We start from the raw sequence: 23,107 nt of genomic DNA on the forward strand, positions 1-23,107 counted from the left end.
GGGTTTGCCATGGCCGCTTCATCCGTTTTTGTGGTCACGAACAGCCTGCGTCTACGGTCGTTCAACTGAGCTCATGTGAGGCACAAGACCTTCACAAAGAGACCTAGATCACAGATATTGAGGGGTAACCATTGAGGCTCCGCATGAGTCTAAATGGGCGATGCCAGGAACGTCTTGGGGGACGTTCGTGGGATGTCTTGGGGGACATTCCAGGCAAGCGTTGGCCGGGGCACGTGCCCGGGGAGCTTTGAGCGGCCCTCCCGTGCGTACGTACCCCGGCAGACCGCGTGTGGAGCTTCTGCTGCGGCAGGGACACCCGATCGGATCCCGTGGGGGGAATCCGTCTCGGAGGTCCCCCAAGCAGCAGAGACACCCGGCCGGATCCCGTGGGGGGAATCCGCTCCGGGGATATGGGAAGCGCCCCGCTCGTCGACCCGTGGGGGGATCGGCAGCGGGGCGCTTTCGTCTTCTACGGGGTCGCCCGGGCATGGAACGCCCAGGAGCCCAACTGGGGGCCACAAGAGCCCCACAGGGCCGCTCAGGGCCTGGAAGGGCCCATCCGGGCTCAGTCTTGCGGTCGCAAGCGCGTCGAGCACGGCCTGATGCCCCTTGGTGGCCGGCCCGTCGCAGCGCCAGCGCCACCCACCACTTGCGGCACGTCGGCGCGCCTCCACTCGATCGACCGAGCTGCCGGGCAGGCCCACCCACACACTCCGGCACGCGCCGCGACCCACCGACACACGCCGACACCTTCGGTACGCACGGGCTGAATCCAGCACTTCGACACCGGTGCCCCAAGGCTCCCGAGCCTGGCCATCGCGGTCCGTACGAAGGGGGTTGGACGTTCGCCGGAGCAGGGCGCACGGGCTGCCGGACCAGCCAGAATCAGCCGCCGGGACATCGTGATGCGACAACACACAGTGATCGTTACCGGGTCCCAACTCGCAAGGCCCTCCGGGACGGCCGAGGCGGCACAGCCCTCGTTCCCGGCGCGCCACCACCCCCCGGGTGGTGGACATGGCCCCAGCGGGCGGGTGCAACGGCCCTTACGGGTGTTCCCGGCGCCGTCCGCCGTCCCGGACAAACAAGGCCGTCCGCCGTCCCGGACAAACAAAAGCGTGGCACCGCCCTGGGGAATGCGTCGGGAAGCGTCTGCCTGCCCGACCAATCAGGCGCAGTCCGTGCGGTCCACACGAGGTGCTCGCCCAAGGGCGGTAACACCGCCGCCAGAAGCCACCGAGGGGGCCCATCGAGGAGGCAAGGGGCACGAGGGCGTCAAGGGCTGCGAGGGGGCACAGGAGGCGTCCGCACGAGGAAGACAGTGCGGGCCAGGGGCCGGTTCGACCTCGGCTCACCAGACGGCCGGCCGCAGCACACGGTGGCACGCAGTGCCTAACGCCCACTTCGCCTCGCCTGCGCGGGGGAACGTGCTGTGCACAATCCGCCGAGCCCGCCGAACAGATCGCTCTACCCGCGGTAGCTGCCCCAGATGTCGAAGTACGCCGAAAACACCGCTGCCGGAGTGCCCGTGGGGCACTCCGGCAGCGGGATGCTGGACCGTACGGCTGCCGGGACGCCCGTCCACAGGGCAGCCGTACGGAACTGGGGACCGCAGAGCCTCAGCCGGCGGCGACCCCGGTGGTCGAGCCCCGAAGGACTCGGGTGAGCTCGACGCCAATCCAGGGCGTCGGCGGCCCTAGGTCGGATCGGGCTCAGCGGGCCTCGACGGGCACGAAGTCGCGCTCGACGACACCCGTGTAGATCTGCCGCGGACGGCCGATCCTCGAACCCGGCTCCTTGATCATCTCGTGCCACTGCGCGATCCATCCGGGCAGCCGCCCGATCGCGAACAGCACGGTGAACATCTCGGTTGGGAAGCCCATGGCCCGGTAGATCAGACCGGTGTAGAAGTCGACGTTCGGGTAGAGCTTGCGCTCCACGAAGTAGCTGTCGGAGAGCGCGTGCTCTTCGAGCTTGAGCGCGATGTCGAGCAGCTCGTCGGACTTGCCGAGCGCGGAGAGGACATCGTGGGCGGCTGCCTTGATGATCTGGGCACGCGGGTCGAAGTTCTTGTAGACCCGGTGGCCGAAGCCCATCAGACGGACGCCGTCCTCCTTGTTCTTCACCTTGTTGATGAAGGAGTCGACGTTGCCGCCGGACGTCTTGATGCCCTCCAACATCTCTAGCACTGACTGGTTGGCGCCGCCGTGCAGCGGGCCCCAGAGCGCCGAGATGCCGGCGGAGATCGAGGCGAACATGTTCGCCTGGGAGGAGCCGACCAGGCGGACCGTGGACGTCGAACAGTTCTGCTCGTGGTCCGCGTGCAGGATCAGCAGCTTGTCGAGGGCCGCGACCACGACGGGGTCGAGGTCGTACTCCTGCGCGGGGACCGAGAAGGTCATCCGCAGGAAGTTCTCGACGTACCCGAGGTCGTTGCGCGGGTAGACGAAGGGGTGGCCGATCGACTTCTTGTACGCGTACGCCGCGATCGTGGGCAGCTTGGCGAGCAGCCGGATCGTGGAGAGGTGGCGCTGCTTCTCGTCGAACGGATTGTGGCTGTCCTGGTAGAACGTCGACAGCGCGCTGACCACCGAGGAGAGCATGGCCATGGGGTGGGCGTCACGCGGGAAGCCGTCGAAGAACCGCTTGACGTCTTCGTGCAGCAGAGTGTGCTGGGTGATCTCGCCACGGAACTCGGCCAGCTCGTCGACGGTGGGAAGCTCACCGTTGATCAGCAGGTACGCCACTTCGAGGAAGCTGGAGCGCTCCGCCAGCTGCTCGATGGGGTATCCGCGATAGCGGAGGATTCCCTCTTCGCCGTCGAGGTAGGTGATCGAGGATTTATAGGCGGCCGTGTTGCCATAGCCGCTGTCCAGGGTCACCAGACCGGTTTGGGCTCGGAGCTTCCCGATGTCGAAGCCCTTGTCACCGACGGTGCTCTCAGCCACCGGGTAGGTGTACTCGCCGTCGCCGTACCGCAGTACTACAGAGTTGTCGCTCACGTCATCCCTCACCGACGTAGTGCCTCTTCTTCGAGGTGCCCTGACTGTCTCTACCATCCCCCACTTGGCTCAGCAGAGTGCACTCGGGGTCGACCGATTGACCCTTTGACGGCACTGAGTGCCGCCAAGCCTGCCCATCCTGCCCCGTCAGACCGGAAACCGGAAGTCGAGGTGGCATTTCCCACCCCGGTACCAAAGCGCTTCCCCCGAGCGGGCGAGTGTGCCCGGCTCAACCACGGCTCAACCACGACCCAGCCGGTGGTCCAGCGCCGTGAACCGTCTGCCTGCGGAAACTGTCCGCACCGCCTGTCCGAGCGCTTTGCGGGAGCCGACGAGGACAACGAGCTTCTTGGCCCGGGTGACAGCCGTGTAGAGGAGGTTGCGCTGGAGCATCATCCACGCCCCGGTGGTGACCGGGATCACCACGGCCGGATATTCGCTGCCCTGCGAACGATGAATGGTGACCGCATACGCATGAGCCAGCTCATCGAGCTCGTCGAACTCATACGGAACCTCCTCGTCCTCATCTGTCAGGACCGTGAGTCGCTGATCGTCCAGGTGAAGGGAGGTGACGACGCCCACCGTTCCATTAAAGACGCCGTTCTTTCCCTTCTCATAATTGTTGCGAATCTGCGTGACCTTGTCGCCGACCCGAAAAATTCTCCCGCCGAAGCGCTTCTCGGCCACATCAGGGCGGGCGGGCGTAATCGCCTGCTGTAGAAGGCCGTTGAGCGTGCCGGCACCCGCAGGACCGCGGTGCATAGGGGCAAGAACCTGAACATCTCGCCGAGGATCCAGACCGAATTTGGCTGGAATTCTTCGCGCGGCAACATCGACAGTGAGCCTTCCGGCGTCCTCGGTCTCCTCCTCGACGAAAAGAAAGAAGTCCGTCAAGCCGGAAGTGAGGGGCGGCAGACCCGAATTGATGCGATGGGCATTGGTGACCACACCCGACTGCTGGGCCTGCCGGAAGATCCGAGTGAGGCGCACACTGGGAATAGGCCCGCCGTCGGCGAGGAGATCGCGCAGGACCTCTCCCGCACCCACGCTCGGCAACTGGTCCACATCCCCCACCAGCAGCAGATGCGCACCGGGAGCGACCGCTTTGACCAGCTTGTTGGCCAGGAGCAGATCGAGCATCGAAGCCTCGTCCACCACCACCAGATCCGCATCCAGGGGGCGGTCCCGGTCATACGCGGCATCGCCGCCCGGCTTCAACTCCAGCAGTCGATGCACGGTGGACGCCTCGGCACCGGTGAGCTCGGAGAGCCGCTTGGCCGCCCGGCCCGTGGGCGCGGCCAGCACCACCTTCGCCTTCTTGGCACGGGCGAGCTCCACCACCGACCGTACGGTGAACGACTTACCGCAGCCGGGACCACCGGTGAGAACCGCAACCCTGCTGGTGAGCGCGAGCTGAACGGCGGCCTGCTGCTCGGGGGCAAGCTCCACACCGGTGCGCTCCGCCAGCCAGCCGAGCGCCTTCTCCCAATCGACGTCCTGGAAGGCGGGCAGTCTGTCGTCCGCCGCGCCCAGCAGCCGTTGGAGTTGGGCCGAGAGCGAGATCTCCGCCCGGTGGAACGGCACCAGAAAGACCGCAGTCAGCGGGTCTCCTCCATCCGGCGCGGGCACCTGTTCCCTGACCACTCCCTCCTCATCGGCCGCCAACTCCGCGAGGCATTCGATCACCAGCCCGATGTCCACCTGGAGCAGTTTGACCGCGTCGGAGATCAGTCGGTCCTCGGGCAGGAAGCAGTGCCCCTGGTCGGTGGATTGGGACAGGGCGTACTGAAGGCCGGCCTTGACCCGCTCCGGGCTGTCGTGGGGTATGCCCACCGCCTGTGCGATCTTGTCGGCGGTGAGGAAGCCGATGCCCCACACATCGGCCGCCAGCCGGTAGGGCTGGTTCTTCACCACGGAGATGGAGGCGTCCTCGTACTTCTTGTAGATGCGGACGGCGATGGAGGTGGAGACGCCGACTCCCTGGAGGAAGACCATCACCTCCTTGATCGCCTTCTGCTCCTCCCAGGCCACACCGATCAACTTGGTCCGCTTGGGGCCCAGTCCCGGAACCTCGATGAGTCGCTTCGGCTCCTGCTCGATGACATCAAGGGTGTCGACTCCGAAGTGATCCACGATCCGCTCGGCGATCTTGGGGCCGATGCCCTTGATCAGCCCGGAGCCGAGATAGCGGCGGATGCCCTGGATGGTGGCAGGCAGGATCGTCGTGTAGTTCTCGACGGTGAATTGCTTGCCGTACTGCGGATGCGAGCCCCAGCGGCCCTCCATGCGCAGTGATTCACCGGGTTGGGCGCCGAGCAGCGAGCCGACGACGGTAAGGAGGTCACTCGCGCCGCGACCGGTGTCGACGCGCGCCACGGTGTAGCCGTTCTCCTCATTGGCGTAGGTGACGCGCTCCAGGACACCTTCGACGACCGCCAGCTGAGGCACTGTCGTTTGGGACATGGCTCGACGCTACCGTCTCGGTCCGACAAGCCGCCCCGCCTGTGGATAACCCCGAACATTCCGACCCTGCCGTACGGGACCGCTCGGTCGAGCAGGCAGTCCGATACGGAGGTGAGCTGCGGTGTCCGGCGCGGAAGCCCGAACCAACGGAGGAACGACCTGGCGAGAGAGCAGACCCGAGAAGAAAGGCCAGAAGGAAGGCCAGAAGGGAGGAGGAGAGGGACGGAAATCGAGGAGGACCCGACCATGGGCCGGGCCCCTCCCTTTCCCCTCCGTCAAGACTTCCAGAATCCCCCCAGATTCCCCCCCGGAAGCCCTGACACCACGTACGACACTCATCGGCGCCGAAGGGTTGCACGGTCGGAGAACATTTTTCCCGGCCGTCGGGTAAACCGCCTCCTGGGCGGACGCATCACCACACGTACTCCTGGAAGCGGTGGAGCGTCTCGGCGACCACTTCGGCACCGTCCCGCGCCCAGAGCGCCTCGTTGAACAGCTCCACCTCCACCGGCCCGCGGTACCCGGCCTCCTCGACCCGCTCCCGCCAGCGCCGCAGCTCGATGGAGCCTTCGCCGAGTTGGCCGCGCCCCGTGAGGACGCCTGCGGGGAGGGGTGTGATCCAGTCGGCCAGTTGGAAGGAGTGGATGCGCCCCTGCTCCCCGGCGTCGGCGACCGCCCGTGGTGCCGACTCGTCCCACCACACGTGGTACGTGTCCACCACCACTCCCACCCAGGACGGTGGGAAACGGCCGGCGAGGTCCAGCGCCTGGTGCAGGGTGGAGATGACGCAGCGGTCCGCCGCGTACATCGGGTGCAAGGGTTCGATGGCCAGCCTCACGCCCCGTTCCGCCGCGTAGGGGGCGAGCACACCCAGCGCATCGGCGACCTGTTCGCGGGCTCCGGCGAGGTCGCGGCTGCCCTCCGGTAGTCCGCCGCTGACCAGCACCAGGGTCTCCGTACCGAGGGCCGCCGCCTCGTCGACCGCGGCCCTGTTGTCGTCGAGGGCCCGGTCGCGCCCCCGACGGTCGGACGCGGTGAAGAAGCCTCCCCGGCAGAGGCTGGTGACGGTCAGTCCGGCGGACTTCATCAACTCGGCCGCGGCCCGGACCCCGTACGAGCGGACCGGCTCCCGCCAGAGGCCGACACCCCGTACTCCCAACTCTCCGCATACGGCGGCCAACTCGGGCAGGGAGAGCTGTCTCACGGTCATCTGGTTGATGCTGAACCGGTCGAGCCCCCGCTCGCTCCGGGCGCTCACCCTTTGACCCCGTACACATCGAGAAGTGCGCGCATCCGGGCCTCGGCGGACTGCGGGTCGGGGAAGAGACCGAGTGCGTCGGCGAGTTCATACGTCCTGGCCAGATGGGGCAGCGAGCGGGCGGACTGCATGCCTCCGACCATGGTGAAGTGGCTCTGGTGACCGGCGAGCCAGGCCAGCAGCACCACACCCGTCTTGTAGTGGTGGGTCGGCGGTTCGAAAAGGTGCCGGGAGAGCGGCAGCGCGGGTTCGAGGGCCGTGCGGAATCCGGCCGGATCGCCCGCGTCCAGCCGTCGTAGGGCATCGGCGGCCAGCGGCGCCAAGGGGTCGAGTACGCCGAGCAGGGCATCGCTGAAGCCCTTTTCGTCCCCCGCAATCAGTTCCGGATAGTGGAAGTCGTCCCCGGTGTAGCACCGTACGCCGGTCGGTAGTCGACGGCGGAGAGCGACCTCCAGGGCAGGATCGAGCAGCGAGACCTTGACCCCGTCGACCGCGGTGGGCCGTGCGGCGACGATCTCCACCAGGGCTGCGGCGGCTGCCTCGGGGTCATCGCTCCCCCAGTAGCCGCGCAGCGCCGGGTCGAACATCGGACCGAGCCAGTGCAGGACCACCGGCTCACGGGCCTGGCGCAGCAGTTCGCCGTAGAGGGCGGCGTAGTCCTCAGGGCCACGGGCCGCCGCCGCGAGCGCCCGGGACGCCAGGAGAACGGCGCGGGCCCCGCACTCCTCGACGGTGGCGAGTTGTTCGACGTAGGCGGCGTACACGGCGTCCAGGGTCGCCGGCCCCGGAGGGAGTTGGTCGGTTCCGACCCCGCAGACGATCTGTCCGCCGACCGCTGCGGCCTCGGCCGCGGAGCGTCTGATCAGCTCCGCAGCCGTCGGCCAATCGAGGCCCGCCCCGCGCTGTGCCGTGTCCATGGCCTCCGCCACACCCAGTCCGTACGACCACAGATGGCGGCGGAAGGCGAGCGTCGCGTCCCAGTCGACGACGGCGGGCGAGCCGGGGCCGTTGGCCGCACGGGGATCGGCGACGGTGTGGGCAGCGGCGAAGACCGTACGGGAGCGGGGCCCGGGCCGGTCGGGGAACGGGAACTCGATGGGGTGGAGGCGGGGGCGGTAGGTGCGCAGCCCGCCGTCGGCGTCGGGCAGGAGCAGGCTCACAGCGTCACCTCCGGAACGTTCAACCGGCGCCCTTCGGCGGCCGACCTGCCGGCCAGTTCCGCGAGTTGTACGCCTCGGGCGCCGGCCAGCAGGTCCCAGTGGTAGGGCTCGCCGAGCGCCACATGGCGGAGGAACAGCTCCCACTGGGTTTTGAACCCGTTGTCGTACTCCTCGTTGTCGGGGATCTCCTGCCACTGGTCGCGGAAGGACTCGGTGGCGGGCAGATCGGGGTTCCAGACAGGTCTGGGGGTGGCCGAGCGGTGCTGGGCCCGCCAGCGGCGCAGCCCCGCGACGGCCGAGCCGTGGACTCCGTCCACCTGGAACTCCACTAGTTCGTCCCGCATCACCCGTACCGCCCAGGAGGAGTTGATCTGGGCGACCGCGCCCCCTTCGAGTTGGAAGATGCCGTACGCCGCGTCGTCGGCGCTCGCCCGGTAGGGCTCGCCGCGCTCGTCCCAGCGTTGTGGGACATGGGTGGCCGTGTGGGCGAAGACGCTGGTCACCCGGCCGAAGAGTTCGTGCAGCAGGTAGTCCCAGTGGGGGAACATGTCGAGGGTGATCCCGCCGCCGTCTTCGGCGCGGTAGTTCCAGGACGGCCGTTGGGCCTGCTGCCAGTCGCCTTCGAAGACCCAGTAGCCGAATTCGCCGCGGATGGACAGGATCTCGCCGAAGAATCCGCCGTCGACGAGCCGTTTGAGCTTGCGCAGCCCCGGGAGGAAGAGTTTGTCCTGGACGACGCCGTGCCGTACGCCCGCGGTGTCCGCGAGCCGGGCGAGTTCGATGGCTCCGGCGAGGTCCCCGGCGGTCGGCTTCTCCACGTAGAGGTGCTTGCCGGTGGCGATGGCCCGCTTGAGCGCCGCGGGGCGGGCGGAGGTCACCTGGGCGTCGAAGTAGACGTCCACGCGTCGCTCTCCGGTGGCATCGAGCACGGCGTCGAGGTCGGTGCTCCATTCGGTGAGGCCGTGGCGCTGGGCGATGGCACGGAGTGCGTCCTCGCGGCGCCCCACCAGGACCGGTTCGGGCCAGAGGGTCTCACCGCCGCCGATGTCGAGTCCGCCCTGTTCGCGGATGGCGAGGAGGGAGCGCACCAGGTGCTGGCGGTATCCCATCCGGCCGGTGACGCCGTTCATGGCGATCCGTACGGTCCTGCGTGTCACGTGCCAGCCTCCGGCGGCTAGTCGGTGCCGCCCATGGCCGGGTGCCGTGGCGGGCGGCGGTGCGCTCGTTCGACTTCTCCCCTATATCCCTGCGCTGCGCCTGACGGAACCGCCTGACGGATCGCCGGTGTGTCTGCGGGTCCGGGGCGACGGCGAGGTGGCGCTGAAACCCTTCTGGAGCGTGTTCACCGCAACCTGTCATAGCAAGCGCTTTCTATCGGATATGACGCTAGCCTGCCGACAGCGGCCCGGACAAGCGCCCGGGGCGGATCTCCCGCGGAGGAAAGCGATGACAGTCACCCTGGCGGATGTCGCGGCGCGGGCCCGGGTCTCCCCGGCCACCGTCTCCCGCGTCCTCAACGGCAACTACCCGGTCGCGGCCTCGACCCGGGAGCGAGTGCTGCGCGCGGTGGACGATCTGGACTACGTGCTCAACGGCCCGGCCAGTTCCCTGGCCGCAGCCTCGTCCGATCTTGTGGGCATCCTGGTGAACGACATCGCCGACCCCTTCTTCGGGATCATGGCCGGGGCCGTGCAGAGCGAGATCGGCGGGTTGGGGAGCGTCGGGCGCGGGGGCGGCGAGAAGCTGGCCGTCGTGTGCAACACGGGTGGCGCCGCCGAGCGGGAGCTCACCTATCTCACCCTGTTGCAGCGGCAGCGCGCCGCGGCGGTGGTGCTGACCGGTGGCGCGCTGGAGGATCCCCAGCACACGGCTGCGATGGCGGCCAAGCTGGGCAAGCTCAGTCGGGCGGGGACGCGGGTGGTGCTCTGCGGCCGTCCCCCGATCAGTGGCGACCCGGGGGCGGGGGACCATCCCGACCCAGCCGTACTCGCCTTCGACAACCGGGGCGGAGCCCGCCGACTGACCGACCACCTCCTGGCGCTCGGGCACCGCAGGATCGGCTATGTGGCCGGACCGCCGGGCCGTACGACCACCAGGGACCGGCTGGAGGGACACCGGGAGGCGATGGCGGCTGCGGGTGTGGCGGGCGATCAGCAACGACTCACCGTGCACAGCACCTACGGCCGCAGCTCGGGCTTCGACGCGGCCCGTGAGCTCCTGCGGAGGGACCCGGAGTTGACGGCCGTCGTGGCCGCCAACGACACCGTGGCGCTCGGGGTCTGCGCGGCCCTGCGCGATCAGGGGCTCCGTATCCCCGAGGACGTCTCCGTGGCGGGCTTCGACGACCTGCCCTTCGCGGTGGACGCCGTGCCGGCACTCACGACCGTACGACTTCCGTTGTTCGAGGCGGGCGCGCGGGCGGGGCGGCTGGCGATGGGGAAAGAAGCTCCTCCCCCGGGCGGGATAGCGACGGTCGAAGCGGAACTGATGGTGCGCGGATCCACGGCACGGCCGCGGGAGTGAACGTCCGGCCGCCGGGCATCCGCCGTCCCCGGACTCATCCGGGGGACCCTCGCAGGTCGCGGCGGATGTCGGGCGGGATGCGGGGTACCCGCACTACGGGACGTCGCACACCACCGGGCCGTCCACGCTGAAGGGTCCCGGCCGCCGTCCCACCGGATCGGCGGGGCGTTCCGTCGGCCCGGCAGGCAGTCCACAGGGCAGGTTCGGGCCCCGACGAAAGGAACAGTCCGTGAAGTTCGCGTTCTCCACGCTCGGTGTGCCGGGCATGCCCACGGCAGACGTGGCGGTCCTCGCCGCCGACACCGGCTATCAGGGCGTGGAGCTGAGGGTGGCTCCCGACGAGCCGGTGCACCCGGGGATCGAGATGCCCGAGCGGGCTGCCGTGGTGAAGGAGTTCGAGCGGGCCGGAGTGCAGATCCTCGCAGTCTGCGGCTACACCAATCTGGCAGCCGAAGCCGATGAAGCGGTGGCACTGCGGGAGATCGGCGAGCTGTTGTGGCTGGCCCGGGACCTCGGAGCTCCCTACGCCCGGGTCTTCCCCGGTGGCGGCGACCAGGACTCCTCCATTGCGGATGCAACGGCAGCCAGGCTGCTCGGTGCTGCTGCGGAGACCGCGGCAGGCGCCGGGGTGAAGCTGCTCCTGGAAACCCATGACTCGCATCCCACGGGAGAGGACCTGTCCCGGGTCCTCGGGCCCGTCGGGCATCTGCACGCGGGCGCCCTCTGGGATGTGCTGCACCCGTGGCTGGCCGGCGAGGACCCGATCACCACCCATGGCGCGCTCGCCCCGTTCCTTGGATACGTACAGGTCAAGGATGTCGCCTCGCGTGAAGACCTCACCCCGATCGCCCTGGGTGAGGGTGTGGTCCCGCTCGCCGAGTGCCTGGCGACGCTCACCCCCCGGACGTGGTTGAGCTGGGAGTACGAGAAGCGCTGGAACCCTCAGGCAGCGGACCTTCCGGGGCTGCTCGTCGCGGGACGGGAGCATCTGGAGGGCCTGTTGTCCTCCCTGCCCGTCCAACCGACCTTCCCGACAGCGAAGTGAGCGCCACTCCGGTCACCAGGAGTACGGCGGCGCACCAGCCCAACGGGCTGATGGACTCATCGAGCAACAGCGCCGCGGACGACATGCCGAAGACGGGAACCAGCAGGGAGAACGGGGCCACCGCCGAGGCGGGGTGATGGCGGAGCAGCCAGTTCCAGGCTCCGAATCCGAGCACCGTCGACACCCAGGCGATGAATAGCACCGCTCCCGCGCCGGTCCAGTCCAGAGAGCGCAGGGCCTCCGTCTGCGCCTGTGGCCCCTCGAAGAGGAGCGAGAGGGCGAACAGGGGCAGTACGGGGACAACGCTGACCCAGACCATGAAGTTGAGGGCATGCGGTGGGGACGCCTTACGGGTGAGCACATTGGACACGCCCCAGCACGCAGCGGCGGCAATGACCAGCGCGAAGGCCGCGACAGATCCCGAGGCTCCCTCATCGACGGCGGCGACGGCGATCCCGCCGAACGCTATGGCCATGCCGATGATCCGCCCCCGCCCGAGGTGCTCCGCCAAGAGGGTGGCGGCGAAGACCGCGGTGAAGACCGCTTGGGCCTGGAGCACCAGCGAGGACAGACCCGCGGGCATCCCCTGGTCCATGCCGAGGAACAGCAGACCGAACTTCCCCACGCCCAGCGCGAGGCCCACGCCGATGATCCACCGCCAGGCGACGGTGGGGCGGCCGACGAGGAAGACGGCGGGCACGGCGGCGACCGCGAACCGCAGGGCGGAGAAGAGCAGGGGCGGAAAGCGGTCGAGGCCGATGTCGATGACGACGAAGTTGACTCCCCAGGTCGCGGTGATCGCGACGGCCAGGCAGATGTGTGCTGGGCGCATGAAGCGAGCATCAGGGACTCGAACCATGTAGCACCAGCACGCATTTCTTCATGGTGAAATTGAGCATTGCTTACGAATGAAGTGTTGCCGGGCAGTCCGGCAGTCGACAGGGGGGCGCCGTGCTCGATCTGGGGCGGTTGCGGGCGCTGCACGCCATCGCGGTGCACGGTTCGGTCGCGGCTGCCGCGACCGCACTCGGGTACACGCCTTCGGCGGTGTCGCAGCAGATCACCAAGTTGGAGCGGGAGACGCGCACGATCCTGCTGGAGCGCCGGGGGCGTGGCGTCGTCCTCACGGACGAGGCACGCCACCTCGCCGGCGCTGCGCAGGAACTGCTGGCGATCGTGGAACGCGCCGAGACCACCTTGGAGGAACGGCGTGGCACTCCGACCGGTCGGTTGACGATCGCCGCCTTCGCATCGGCGGCCCGGGGACTCCTGCCGGAAGTCCTCGCCGAACTGACACACCGCCATTCCGCCCTGGACGTGCGGTTGACCGAGGTGGATCCGCATCTGTCGATCGATCTGGTCGCCAAGGGCATGACGGATCTTGCGGTGGCCCACGACTGGGACATCGCACCCCGGCCCGCGCCCGACGGAGTGGAGCAGGTCTACCTCGGGGAGGACCTGTGCGATCTGCTGGTGCCCGAGGGCCATCCACTGGCCACGAAGGGAAAGGCGGGGCAGGCGGACCTGGTGGGCGAGCGCTGGATCTGCCAGCCGCCGGGGACGGTCTGCCACGACTGGCTGATCCGTACGCTGCGCGCCTCGGGCCATGAACCCGATCTGGTGCACCAGGCGGAGGAGAACCACACCCAACTGGCCCTGGTCGCAGCGGGGTTGGGCGTGGCCGTGATTCCACGGCTGGGGCGGGGGGCCCTGCCGCCCGGCGTGGTGGCGGTGCGACTCGACCCACTGCCCAGACGCCGGCTGTACGCGCTGTGGCGGACGGGTGCAGCTCGACGACCGGCGATCACCACGACGGTGGAAATGCTGCGGGACCACTGCGCCCGACTGGCGTAACACCGCTTGGATGCGTGAGGGGATCCGCTCGGGCGGCCTGGTGCGCGATCCCGTGTTGCCCAGGCGGCCCGGTGCGCGATCCCGGCGCGTCCCGGGCGGATGGGCGGCGTGCGATCCGGTCTCGTAGCCCCGACGGCGGGGCGCGCGAATCTGGCGCTCGGGACAAGTGCCCTCCCCGAGGCAACCCCCACGCGGACTTTGCCGTCTATCCAGCCAGCCCTGCCGGGTGGGTTCGCAGTTCGGTGCCGGTCCGCTTTCGTTTTGGTACGAGCGCATCACCGGCTTACCCCTCTCCCGCCGCACTGCGACCGGTCGGGCTCGCCGCCACCGGTGCGTCCCCTCCCGACGGCACCGGTGGCGGACCTCCTCCGTACCGCCGTGCACGGCTACGAGAGGCCCCGACCGAAGGCCCCGACCTCGGGCATCACTCTGATCGATCGGCCCGGCGCGCGCCTCAGTTCCGCCTCGATTCCGCTGCGGCGCTCGGGCTCCTGTGAGGGCACATGGGTGTCGGGCCCGGGTGCAAACCGCCCTGATCCCCCAAGACGAATCCACGCAACAGGGACCTCCGACACCCCTCGGGCCCATTCCCTTGCCGAACGCTCGTCCTGACAGTTATCTTCCGCCTGACCGTTTCCCCCTGGAAGTTTCCTTCAACTCCCTTGTAAGCAAGGCCGGAAGGAGCACCTATGCAGGACCGAAGCCTCTCCAGACGCACGCTCATCGCGTCGGCCGCCGTCGGTGCGGCGACCGTCGCAGCAGTGACGGGCACGACCGTGCCGGCGGCAGCCGCCGAAGCAGCCCGTCACTCCCAGACCAAACGCCTCAAGCAGCTCATCGCCGGGATGAGCCTGGAGCAGAAGGTCGGCCAGCTGTTCGTCCCGTACTTCTACGGGACGTCCGCCACTGCCCCGTCCCAACGCGACATCGACCAGAACCTCCGGGAGATCGGCGTCAGCAATGTCGCCGAGATGATCCAGAGGTACCACCTCGGCGGAGTCATCTACTTCGGCTGGGCGCGGAACATCACCGATCCGCACCAGCTCGTCGACCTCTCCAACGCGATCCAGAAGGTCGCCAAGGACAACGGCACGCTGCCGGTCGTCATCTCGATCGACCAGGAGCACGGGCCGAACACTCGGGTCGGCCCGCCGGCCACCCAGCTCCCCGGTCCCATGGCACTCGGCGCCAACGGTTCGGTCTCTGATGCCCGCACAGCAGCTGAGATCGCCGGTGTCGAGCTGGCCGCCATGGGAATCCACCAGAACTTCGCCCCGGTCGCCGACGTCAACGTCAACCCGGCGAACCCGATCATCAACATCCGGTCCTTCGGCTCCGACGCCCGTCATGTGAGCCGGCTGACCGCCGCTCAGGTGCGCGGCTACGAGCGCAAGGGCATCGCCACGTCCGCGAAGCACTTCCCGGGCCACGGCGACACGGGGATGGACAGCCACACCTCGCTGCCGATCATCACCCACACCCGGGAGGAATGGGAGCGCATTGACGCCCCGCCGTTCCGGGCGGCCATCGACGCCGGCGTGTCATCGATCATGACCGCGCACCTCCAGGTCCCCGCGCTCGACCCGAGCAACGACCCGGCGACGCTCTCCCACCCCATCATCACCGGTGTGCTCCGTGGAGAACTCGGCTACGACGGGGTCATCGTCACCGACGCCCTCAACATGACGGGCGTACGGACCAAGTACGGCGACGACCGCGTCCCCGTTCTCGCCCTCAAGGCGGGTGTGGACCAGCTCCTCTTCGTCCCCAACCTGGACCTGGCGTGGAACGCCGTCCTCAACGCGGTGCGCGGTGGCGAGCTGACCGAAGCACGGCTGGATGAATCGATCCTGCGCATTCTCCGCATGAAGGACAAGGTGGGGCTGCTCGACGGCAACCCCTACGTCACCCACCGCGGGGTGGACCGCACGGTCGGCATCCCCAAGCACCTCGCGACCGCCGACCGGATCGCCGAGCGCACGGTGACCCTGTTGGTGAACCAGCGCGACTTCCTGCCGCTGTCCCGGCGCAAGCAGCGCAAGGTGCTGGTCACCGGCCAGAGCCCGGCGTTCCCCTACAACGCGGATCGGCGCAGTGTGCCGGTGCTGGCCGAGCAGTTGACGGGACAGGGCTTCGCCCCGACCACCGTCACCATCGACCACGCGGCCCGTGAGACGTGGGACGACGCCAACATCGCCCGGGCGGTCGCCGGGGCGCAGGGTCAGGACGTCGTCGTGGTGCTCACCCAGAACGTGGGGGCCACCAACCGGCAGAAGGTCCTGGTCGAGCGGCTCGTCGCCACCGGCGTCCCCGTGGTCACGGTGGCCGTCGGCAACCCGTACGACATCGCCCACTTCAGCGGGGTGAAAGCGTCGCTCGCCACGTACGGCAGCGCGGACGCGGAGCTGCCCACGCTCGCCCGCGTGCTCGCCGGTCGTGGCGAGCCCGGTGGACGACTGCCCGCGGCGATCCCGCGTGCGGACAACCCGGCGCAGGCGCTCTACCCCGTCGGTTATGGACTGTCTTACGACGACTGACGTAGACGGATGGGGCCCGCACTCTAGACGCACAACCCCCAGCGGGCCCCATGGCGATCGGTGCGGCTGGCATCGAAAGCCCGGACGGGCCACCCTTGATCCGACGACCGTACGGTCGAGGGTTCGGGGGTCCGAATGGCACAGCGGCTGCGGTCGAGCCGACGCAGGTCCACGATGAGCGCCCTGGTACTCCTACCGGTGGCGCTCATCGTCGGTTGCCAGCAACCCGCCGAGGGCACCAGCCGGGCCAAGGAGCAGTCGGAGAACATCACCACCGCACCCAACTACGGCACGGTCTTCCTGGGCCCCGGCGACTGCGGCTCGCGCGACAAACACTTCCTTGAGGTCCCCTGCACCAGCGAGAAGGCCGCCGCACGGGTGATCGCCCGGCACGGCGGACGACAGTCGACCGGCCCGGCCTGCCCGCTGGTCACCGACTACGTCCTCCACATCTCACACGGCTACTCCCCCGTCGACGAGGACGGCGACGGAGACGTGGGCCAGGGCTACGCCTGCATGCGCAACCTGGAACCGCCGCACCCGGGCGACCCGGGCGGCGGAGGCGGTCCACACACCGTCGTCGGCGACTGCGTCTACCGGGCGGGCGGCGGCCAGGTGAAGGAGACCGCCTGCAACGGCGCGGGGCGGCACCCACCGGGGTACCGGATCGAGTCGGCCGTACTGCACCGGTCACAGTGCCCGGACACGACGGACCTCTATGTTCAGTTGCGCGTCGGCAAACCGGTGGGCTGCGCCCACCACATCTGACCCGACCGTGCCGGGCCGTCCTGTGCACGGCGGGGACAAGACGGGCCGCGCCCGCCGCACATGACGGCGACGGACACGGCCCGAGGACGTACTCAACCGGGACGTACTCAACCTCACGGGCGCAAGGTGGGCTCCCGCTCGATGTCCACCTTGTCGAGCTTGGCGTCGAACCGCGCCAGCGGCTTCGCCTGTGACTCGTCACGCTGGACGGCAGCCGGTGCGACGCCCGCCCACTTCAGGATGGACGCGGTGGCCGCGGCCTTGTCCTCGGGGGCGAGTCGGGCCACGTTGGCACCGTGGTTACCACCGGGAGCGACGTACACATAGCTGTCGCTGCTGCCCCGGCCGAGGCGGAACGGCTCCGCGCTCCACGGGTCGTTCTGACCGTTGACGAACATCATCTGGTCGGCGTTGTTGCGCACCCACCGGTCGACGTCCTTCATCGCGTGCGGCTTGAACCGCATCGGGATGTCCTTCGGCACGAAGTTGCGCGGCGGCTGGTAGCCGTAGCGGCTCAGCCCCTTGAGGTGGGGCTGCTGGATGTCCGGCGAGCCCAGTTCCGTACCCGCCTGGTAGTAGTACGGCGTGTACGGGGCGAGGCCCTGGTCCGTGTAGAAGGAGAACCCGGAGATCGAGTCGACGGTGTTCCACAACTCGTCGTCGGTCGCCGTCTTCGCGACCGGGATCGAGCCGCAGTCGGCGACCAGGCTGTACTGCCAGAACGCCCAGGTGTAGTCGAGGACGACGGCCTCGAAGGCACGGTCGAGGGAGCCGATCGTGTTGAAGGTGTAGCCGTTGTCCTTCGCGTACTGCGCGTACTTCGCGGCGAGCGGTGCACGGCGGACGAGGGCTTCGCGCTGGACCGCGTTCAGCTTGTCGCGGCACTCCTTGGTGCCGACGTTCGCGAGGAAGCGGTCGTACGCCTTGTCCTCGTTGTTCACCACGTCGTTCGGCGCCACGTAGGCGACGACGCCGTCCATGTCGCGCGGGTAGAAGCGCTCGAAGTAGGTGGCGGTCATACCGCCCTTCGAGCCGCCCGTGGAGAGCCACTTCTTGTCGTAGATCTTCTTCAGCGCGGAGAAGATCCGGTGCTGGTCGCTGGCGGCCTGCCAGATGTCCAGCTTCGACCAGTCGGCCGGGTTGGGGCGGGACGGCGTGAAGTACCTGTACTCCAGGGAGACCTGGTTGCCGTCGATGATCGCGGTGGGCTCACTGCGGCGCGGAGCCGTATTCAGCCCGTAGCCGGAGGTGAAGAACACCGTGGGTCGGGTGGTGTCCTTGTGCAGCAGCGTGAGCCGCTGCTGGAAGGTGCCCTTGCGCGGATTGCGGTGGTCCACGGGCTGGGTGTAGTTCAGAACGAAGAACCGGTAGCCCGGGTAGGGCTTCTCCTCGATCAGACTCATGCCGGGTATGGCAAGAATCCGATCCTTGATGTCGGTGCTCACAGTCCTGGTGGACGAAGACTCCGCGGCTTTCGCCGCCCCTGAAGTCGCCTCCGCCGCGCCCACGGTGCCCACGAGCACCCCGAGCGACACCAGACCTGTCAGCGCCTTGCGCGCCTTGCGCATTAACCCTCCCCTGATTGTTCTGTGGGTCGCCGCGAAACCTAGCGCTGGTCACACCCAACCCGCCAGACCCAATTTCCGACGGCAGGGGCCCTGAACAGGAGAATCAACCGTTATGCGCGCCGGTGGCAGGGAAGTTACCGGCAAAGGTGAGGGAACGTCATCAGTGCTATCAGAGTGTGGCAACGGGCACCGAACGGTGGGCGGTCCATGCGGCGGCAGACCCTCGAAGGGGCGCTGCGCGAACCCATGTGCATCGGCCGCGGCTCCACAGGGCTTACGGGGTAAGCGAGTTGAACGGCCCCGAAACCCTGAGGCCCGAGACCGCCGGTCGACGCCACAACGGGTCTGCGCGTCAGCAGGTCAGGAGGTCAGGAGGTCAGGAGGTCAGCAGAGGATCCACCCGGTGGAACGTTCGACCCCGGCGATCGTGCCGGTGGCCCGAACACAGCGGTTCAGCGCATGGACGGTCACCGGGCCCGCCTTGCGGGTGTAGCGACCCTCGTCCACCACCGCCCGCCCGCCCCTCGGCTGGAGTGACACGGACATGGCCCGCCGAACCCCCGGGCGCTTGGCGATCGTGATGGCACAGGCGTAGCGGTGGCTCCGGTAGACGCGCAGTTCTCCGGTGGAGAAGCGCACCGTCCTCGCGGGACGCCCTGAGCACCCGGAAGCCCGCGCCACCACCTCGCCCGTCGGCGCGAGGGCAGGGGAACTCATCGGGGCGGCCTGGGCCCGCTGCCCGCCGACGCTGAAGGCGCTGAACGCGAGCAGAACCATGACCAGGGCAAGGAGCTGCGCCAACAACCTCCGCACGGCCCTGAACCCCGTGGAGGTCCTGCGTATTCGAGCGGATCGCCCCGTGTCCGTCTCCCTGTCGCCGAGCGCCATGACTCCCCCTAGCTATGGATGCCGTACTTCCGTATGACGCGTTGGCGATGCCGAATGGTTGTCGGCGCCACAGCAGCTTCACACCCGTCGTTTCCTGGGGAGAATTCGGCTCCGTCCGAGGAGGAGACGCGCCTCGACGGCGTTGTTGTGCTTCGGCCACATCGGACTCGGGGGGCGAATCCAAGGGGGGACCGTCGGCATCGGCGACAGGAAACCGCGAGGGGCGGACGGATCTCCCTGCCTCCGGCCGGAGCCTGCCGGTGCGCCCCTGGCGGGTCTCAGTTCACCGCGGCTTCGACACCCGCCAGATCGTCGGGGTCGTCCGCGCCGATGAAGGTCCGCCACAAGGTCGCGTACCGCCCGTCGCGGGCCAGGAGTTCTTCGTGGGTGCCGTCCTCGGCCACCCTGCCGTCGGCCATCACCACTACGCGGTCGGCGCGGGCGGCCGTGGTGAGCCGATGGGCCACCACCAGGGTGGTGCGACGACCGGCGAGCCGGTCCGTGGCCTGGTTGACCTGGGCTTCGGTGGCAAGGTCGAGTGCCGCGGTCGCCTCGTCGAGCAGCAGAACGTCGGGGTCGACCAGTTCGGCGCGGGCGAGCGCTATCAACTGCCGCTGCCCCGCGGAGAGATTGCGTCCCCGCTCGGAGACGTCATGGAGATAGCCGCCGTCCAAAGTGGCGATCATGTCGTGGGCACCGACGGCGCGGGCCGCTGCCTCCACTTCGGCGTCGCCGGCACCAGGACGCCCGTAGGCGATGGCGTCCCGGATCGTGCCCTCGAAGAGGTACGACTCTTGTGGGACGACTCCCAACCGGTGCCGGTACGCGGTGAGATCGAGCTCTCGTAGATCGGCGCCGTCGGCGGTGACCCGGCCTCCGGTCGGGTCGTAGAACCGGGCCACCAGTTTGACCAGGGTGGACTTTCCGGCGCCGGTCTCTCCGACAAAGGCAACGGTCTGACCGGCCGGTATCCGCAGATTGATGCCGGTGAGGGCCTCTTCCTCGTCCCCGTAGGCGAAGTCGACGTCTTCGAAGGCGATCTCTCCGCGGAGTTGGGTGACCTCGGCAGGCCGGTCGGCGCGGACGGTGGACGTGGGCTCGTCCAGCAGCTCCTGGATGCGCCGCAGCGACACGGCCGCCTGCTGGTAGCCGTCGAAGACCTGGGAGAGCTGCTGCACGGGTGCGAAGAACAGGTCGATGTAGAGCAGATAGGCGACCAGGGCACCGGTGGTGAGGGTGCCGGCGTCGATGCGGTGGGCGCCGACGATCAGTACCGCCGCGGCGGCGACGGACGCGAGGAGCTGTACGAACGGGAAGTAGATCGAGATGAGCCACTGGCCGCGCACCCGGGCTTCGCGGTAGCTGTCGCTGCCCGCGACATAGCGCTCGTTGCCGTGGCGCTCACGGCGGAACGCCTGCACGATCCGCAGTCCGGAGACGGACTCCTGGAGGTCGGAGTTGACGACGCTGACCCGCTCACGGGCCAGTTCGTACGCCTTGACGCTCTGCTTGCGGAAGAAGTAGGTGCCGATGATCAGCACCGGCAGGGTCACGAAGACCACCATGGCCAACTGCACGTCGATCACGACGAGGACGACCAGGATGCCGAAGAAGGTGACGACCGAGATGAACGCGGTGACCAGTCCGGTCTGGAGGAAGGTGGAGAGCGCGTCGACGTCGGTGGTCATCCGGGTCATGATGCGACCGGTCAGCTCGCGCTCGTAGAAGTCGAGGCCGAGCCGCTGGAGCTGGGCGAAGATGCGCAGCCGGATGGAGTACAGCACCCGTTCACCGGTGCGGCCGGTCATCCGGGTCTCCCCGATCTGGGCAGCCCACTGCACCAGGACGCTCAGCAGGGCGAGTCCGGAGGCGGCCCAGACCGCGCCGAGCGCCACCTGTTCCACGCCCTGGTCGATGCCGTAGCGGATCAGTACCGGCAGCAGCAGCCCCATGCCCGCGTCGATCGCGACCAGGAGCAGGCTCAGCAGCAGGGGCCGGCCGAAGCCCCGGAGCAGCATCCGCAGTCCCTGGCCCTCGCCGTGGGTGTGCTCGGGGCGCAGGGCACGGGCCTCGTCCACCTCGGGGGTGTCCGTCGCCGGTGGGAGTGCGGCGACCTGGGCGAGTAGTTCGGGGGTGGCGTCGGCTGCGGCGGGCAGGTCTGCGCCGGGGCTCTCGTCGCGTATCCACAGCCTGGGGGTGATGCCCCGCTCGGCGTCGAACTCGGCGTCGAGTTCCTCCCGCACGGTCAGGTCCTGCGGCGGTTCCGCTTCCAGGGCCGGCAGATGGCCGGGGGAGACTCCGCCGAGTTCGTCGGGGTCGGTGAGCAGTCGGCGGTAGAGGGCGGACCGTGCGGCCAACTCGTCGTGGGTGCCGATGTCGGCGAGGCGACCTTCGTCGAGGACGGCGATCCGGTCGGCGAGGTTGAGCGTGGATCGGCGGTGGGCGATGAGCAGGGTGGTGCGGCCGGCCATGACCGAGCGGAGTGCATCGTGGATCTCGTGCTCGACGCGGGCGTCCACGGCGGAAGTCGCGTCGTCGAGGAGGAGCAGCCGTGGGTCGGTGAGGATGGCCCGGGCGAGTGCGATGCGCTGTCGTTGACCGCCGGAGAGGGTCAGTCCGTGTTCGCCGACCTTGGTGTCGTACCCGTCGGGCAGGGCGGCGATGAAGCCCTCCGCCTGCGCCGCGCGGACCGCGGCGAGGATCTCGTCGTCAGTGGCGTCCGGCTTCCCGTAGGCGATGTTGGCGCGCACGGTGTCGGAGAAGAGGAAGCTGTCCTCGGGGACGAGCCCGATGGCGGCGCGCAGCGATTCGATGGTCAGTTCGCGGACGTCGTGGCCGCCGACGAGGACCGCACCCTGGCCGACGTCGTAGAAGCGCGGCAGCAGGAGGGAGACGGTGGACTTTCCGCTGCCGGACGCACCGACGACGGCGACGGTCTCCCCCTCGCGGATCTCCAGGGAGAAGCCGTCCAGGACGGGACGGTCGGGGTCGTAGCCGAAGGTGACCGCGTCGAACTCGACGGTTGCGGGTGCGTCGGCGGGGAGTTCCTTGGTGCCGTTTTGGATGGTGGGTTCGGTGTCGATGAGTTCCAGGACGCGTTCGACACCGGCACGGGCCTGCTGGCCCACGGTGAGGACGACGGCGAGCATCCGGACCGGGCCGACGAGTTGGGCGAGGTAGGCGGAGAAGGCGACGAACGTCCCGAGGCTGATCTCCCCCCGGGTGGCGAGCCAGCCGCCCATGGCGAGCATGGCGACCTGCCCGAGTGCGGGCACGGACTGGAGGGCCGGGGTGTAGCGGGAGTTCAGCCGGATGGTTCGTAGCCGCCCGGCGAACAGGAGACGGCTGGCGTCGCGGAGTTTGCCGGTCTCCTGGTCTTCCTGGCCGAAGCCCTTGACCACGCGGACGCCGGCGACAGCACCGTTCACCACTCCGGCGACGGCGGCGGCCTGGCTCTGCGCATACCAGGTGGCGGGGTGGAGGCGGGTGCGGCTGCGGCCGGCGATCCACCACAGGGCGGGGCCGACGGCGAGGGCGATCAGGGTGAGGGGCAGCGAGAGCCACGCCATGATCACCAGGGAGATCAGGAAGAGCAGGACGTTCCCGATGGTCATCGGGAGCATGAACAGCAGGCTCTGGATCAGCTGGAGGTCGCTGGTGGCGCGGCCGACGACCTGGCCCGTGGAGAGTTCGTCCTGTCGGCGGCCGTCGAGGCGGGTGATGGTCGCGTACATCTCGGTCCGCAGGTCGTGCTGGACGTCGAGGGCGAGCCGGCCGCCGTAGTAGCGGCGTATGTAGGTGAGGACGTAGACGATGAGCGCCGCGACTATCAGGACTCCGGTCCAGACGGCGAGGGAGCGGCTCTGGTCTCCGATCACGTCGTCGATGACGACCTTGGTGATCAACGGTACGAGGGCCATGACCGCCATGCCGCCCAGCGAGGATCCGAGGGCGAGCACGACATTACGCCGGTAGCGCCAGGCGTAACCGCTCAGCCGCCGCACCCAGCCCTGCTCAGCCGCCGCCACTGATTGCCTCCCG

General features: G+C 68.8%; 13 protein-coding genes and 1 pseudogene. 5 read left to right on the forward strand and 9 right to left on the reverse strand.

The window, feature by feature from the left end; all coding sequences use genetic code 11:
* Positions 1-1,712 precede the first annotated feature (1,712 nt).
* From OID54_RS14235 to OID54_RS14255, 5 genes are all read right to left on the reverse strand, one after another.
* Positions 1,713-3,002 (reverse strand): citrate synthase, encoded by a 1,290-nt coding sequence (locus OID54_RS14235; RefSeq protein ID WP_329019206.1) that lies wholly within the window; start codon positions 3,000-3,002, stop codon positions 1,713-1,715.
* 240 nt (positions 3,003-3,242) lie between these two features.
* Positions 3,243-5,450 (reverse strand): SF1B family DNA helicase RecD2, encoded by a 2,208-nt coding sequence (recD2, locus tag OID54_RS14240; RefSeq protein WP_443055774.1) that lies wholly within the window; start codon positions 5,448-5,450, stop codon positions 3,243-3,245.
* Positions 5,451-5,877: 427 nt separating this feature from the next.
* Positions 5,878-6,675, reverse strand: coding sequence for a sugar phosphate isomerase/epimerase family protein (locus tag OID54_RS14245; protein ID WP_329019212.1), 798 nt, complete (start codon positions 6,673-6,675; stop codon positions 5,878-5,880).
* Positions 6,676-6,719: 44 nt separating this feature from the next.
* A complete protein-coding gene (locus tag OID54_RS14250) occupies positions 6,720-7,883 on the reverse strand; it encodes a dihydrodipicolinate synthase family protein (RefSeq protein WP_329019215.1) in 1,164 nt (387 codons plus the stop codon).
* Complete coding sequence (locus tag OID54_RS14255) at positions 7,880-9,040, reverse strand: Gfo/Idh/MocA family protein (RefSeq protein ID WP_329019217.1); 1,161 nt, start codon at positions 9,038-9,040, stop codon at positions 7,880-7,882. The genes OID54_RS14250 and OID54_RS14255 overlap by 4 nt, the downstream gene beginning before the upstream one ends.
* Before the next feature lie 289 nt (positions 9,041-9,329).
* Here OID54_RS14255 and OID54_RS14260 point away from each other — a divergent pair, with 289 nt between their 5' ends.
* Both OID54_RS14260 and OID54_RS14265 read left to right on the forward strand, forming a co-directional pair.
* Complete coding sequence (locus tag OID54_RS14260; RefSeq protein WP_329019218.1) at positions 9,330-10,406, forward strand: LacI family DNA-binding transcriptional regulator; 1,077 nt, start codon at positions 9,330-9,332, stop codon at positions 10,404-10,406.
* Positions 10,407-10,635: 229 nt separating this feature from the next.
* Positions 10,636-11,397 (forward strand): annotated as a pseudogene (locus OID54_RS14265) (sugar phosphate isomerase/epimerase family protein); the annotation flags it as partial.
* On the opposite strand, the gene OID54_RS14270 reads toward OID54_RS14265, so the two are convergent.
* Positions 11,300-12,283, reverse strand: a complete 984-nt coding sequence (locus OID54_RS14270; protein ID WP_443055583.1) for an EamA family transporter — start codon at positions 12,281-12,283, stop codon at positions 11,300-11,302. The pseudogene OID54_RS14265 and the gene OID54_RS14270 sit on opposite strands and share 98 nt — an antisense overlap.
* Positions 12,284-12,402: 119 nt before the next feature.
* Between OID54_RS14270 and OID54_RS14275 the strand changes: the two genes are divergently transcribed.
* The 3 genes from OID54_RS14275 to OID54_RS14285 all read left to right on the forward strand — a co-directional run bounded on the left by OID54_RS14275 (position 12,403) and on the right by OID54_RS14285 (position 16,610).
* Positions 12,403-13,305, forward strand: coding sequence for a LysR family transcriptional regulator (locus tag OID54_RS14275; RefSeq protein WP_329019223.1), 903 nt, complete (start codon positions 12,403-12,405; stop codon positions 13,303-13,305).
* A gap of 689 nt (positions 13,306-13,994) precedes the next feature.
* A complete protein-coding gene (locus tag OID54_RS14280; RefSeq protein WP_329019226.1) occupies positions 13,995-15,842 on the forward strand; it encodes a glycoside hydrolase family 3 protein in 1,848 nt (615 codons plus the stop codon).
* A 174-nt stretch (positions 15,843-16,016) separates the two neighbouring features.
* Positions 16,017-16,610, forward strand: coding sequence for a hypothetical protein (locus OID54_RS14285; RefSeq protein ID WP_329019228.1), 594 nt, complete (start codon positions 16,017-16,019; stop codon positions 16,608-16,610).
* Positions 16,611-16,723: 113 nt separating this feature from the next.
* Here OID54_RS14285 and OID54_RS14290 read toward each other — a convergent pair whose 3' ends face one another.
* From OID54_RS14290 to OID54_RS14300, 3 genes are all read right to left on the reverse strand, one after another.
* Positions 16,724-18,178 (reverse strand): S28 family serine protease, encoded by a 1,455-nt coding sequence (locus OID54_RS14290; RefSeq protein WP_329019230.1) that lies wholly within the window; start codon positions 18,176-18,178, stop codon positions 16,724-16,726.
* A gap of 384 nt (positions 18,179-18,562) precedes the next feature.
* A complete protein-coding gene (locus OID54_RS14295; RefSeq protein ID WP_443055775.1) occupies positions 18,563-18,955 on the reverse strand; it encodes a hypothetical protein in 393 nt (130 codons plus the stop codon).
* 389 nt (positions 18,956-19,344) lie between these two features.
* Positions 19,345-23,094: an ABC transporter ATP-binding protein gene (locus OID54_RS14300; protein ID WP_329019233.1), complete on the reverse strand. Its 3,750-nt coding sequence runs from the start codon at positions 23,092-23,094 to the stop codon at positions 19,345-19,347.
* Positions 23,095-23,107: the final 13 nt, after the last annotated feature.

Source organism: Streptomyces sp. NBC_00690 (genome assembly GCF_036226685.1).
Taxonomy (GTDB): domain Bacteria; phylum Actinomycetota; class Actinomycetes; order Streptomycetales; family Streptomycetaceae; genus Streptomyces.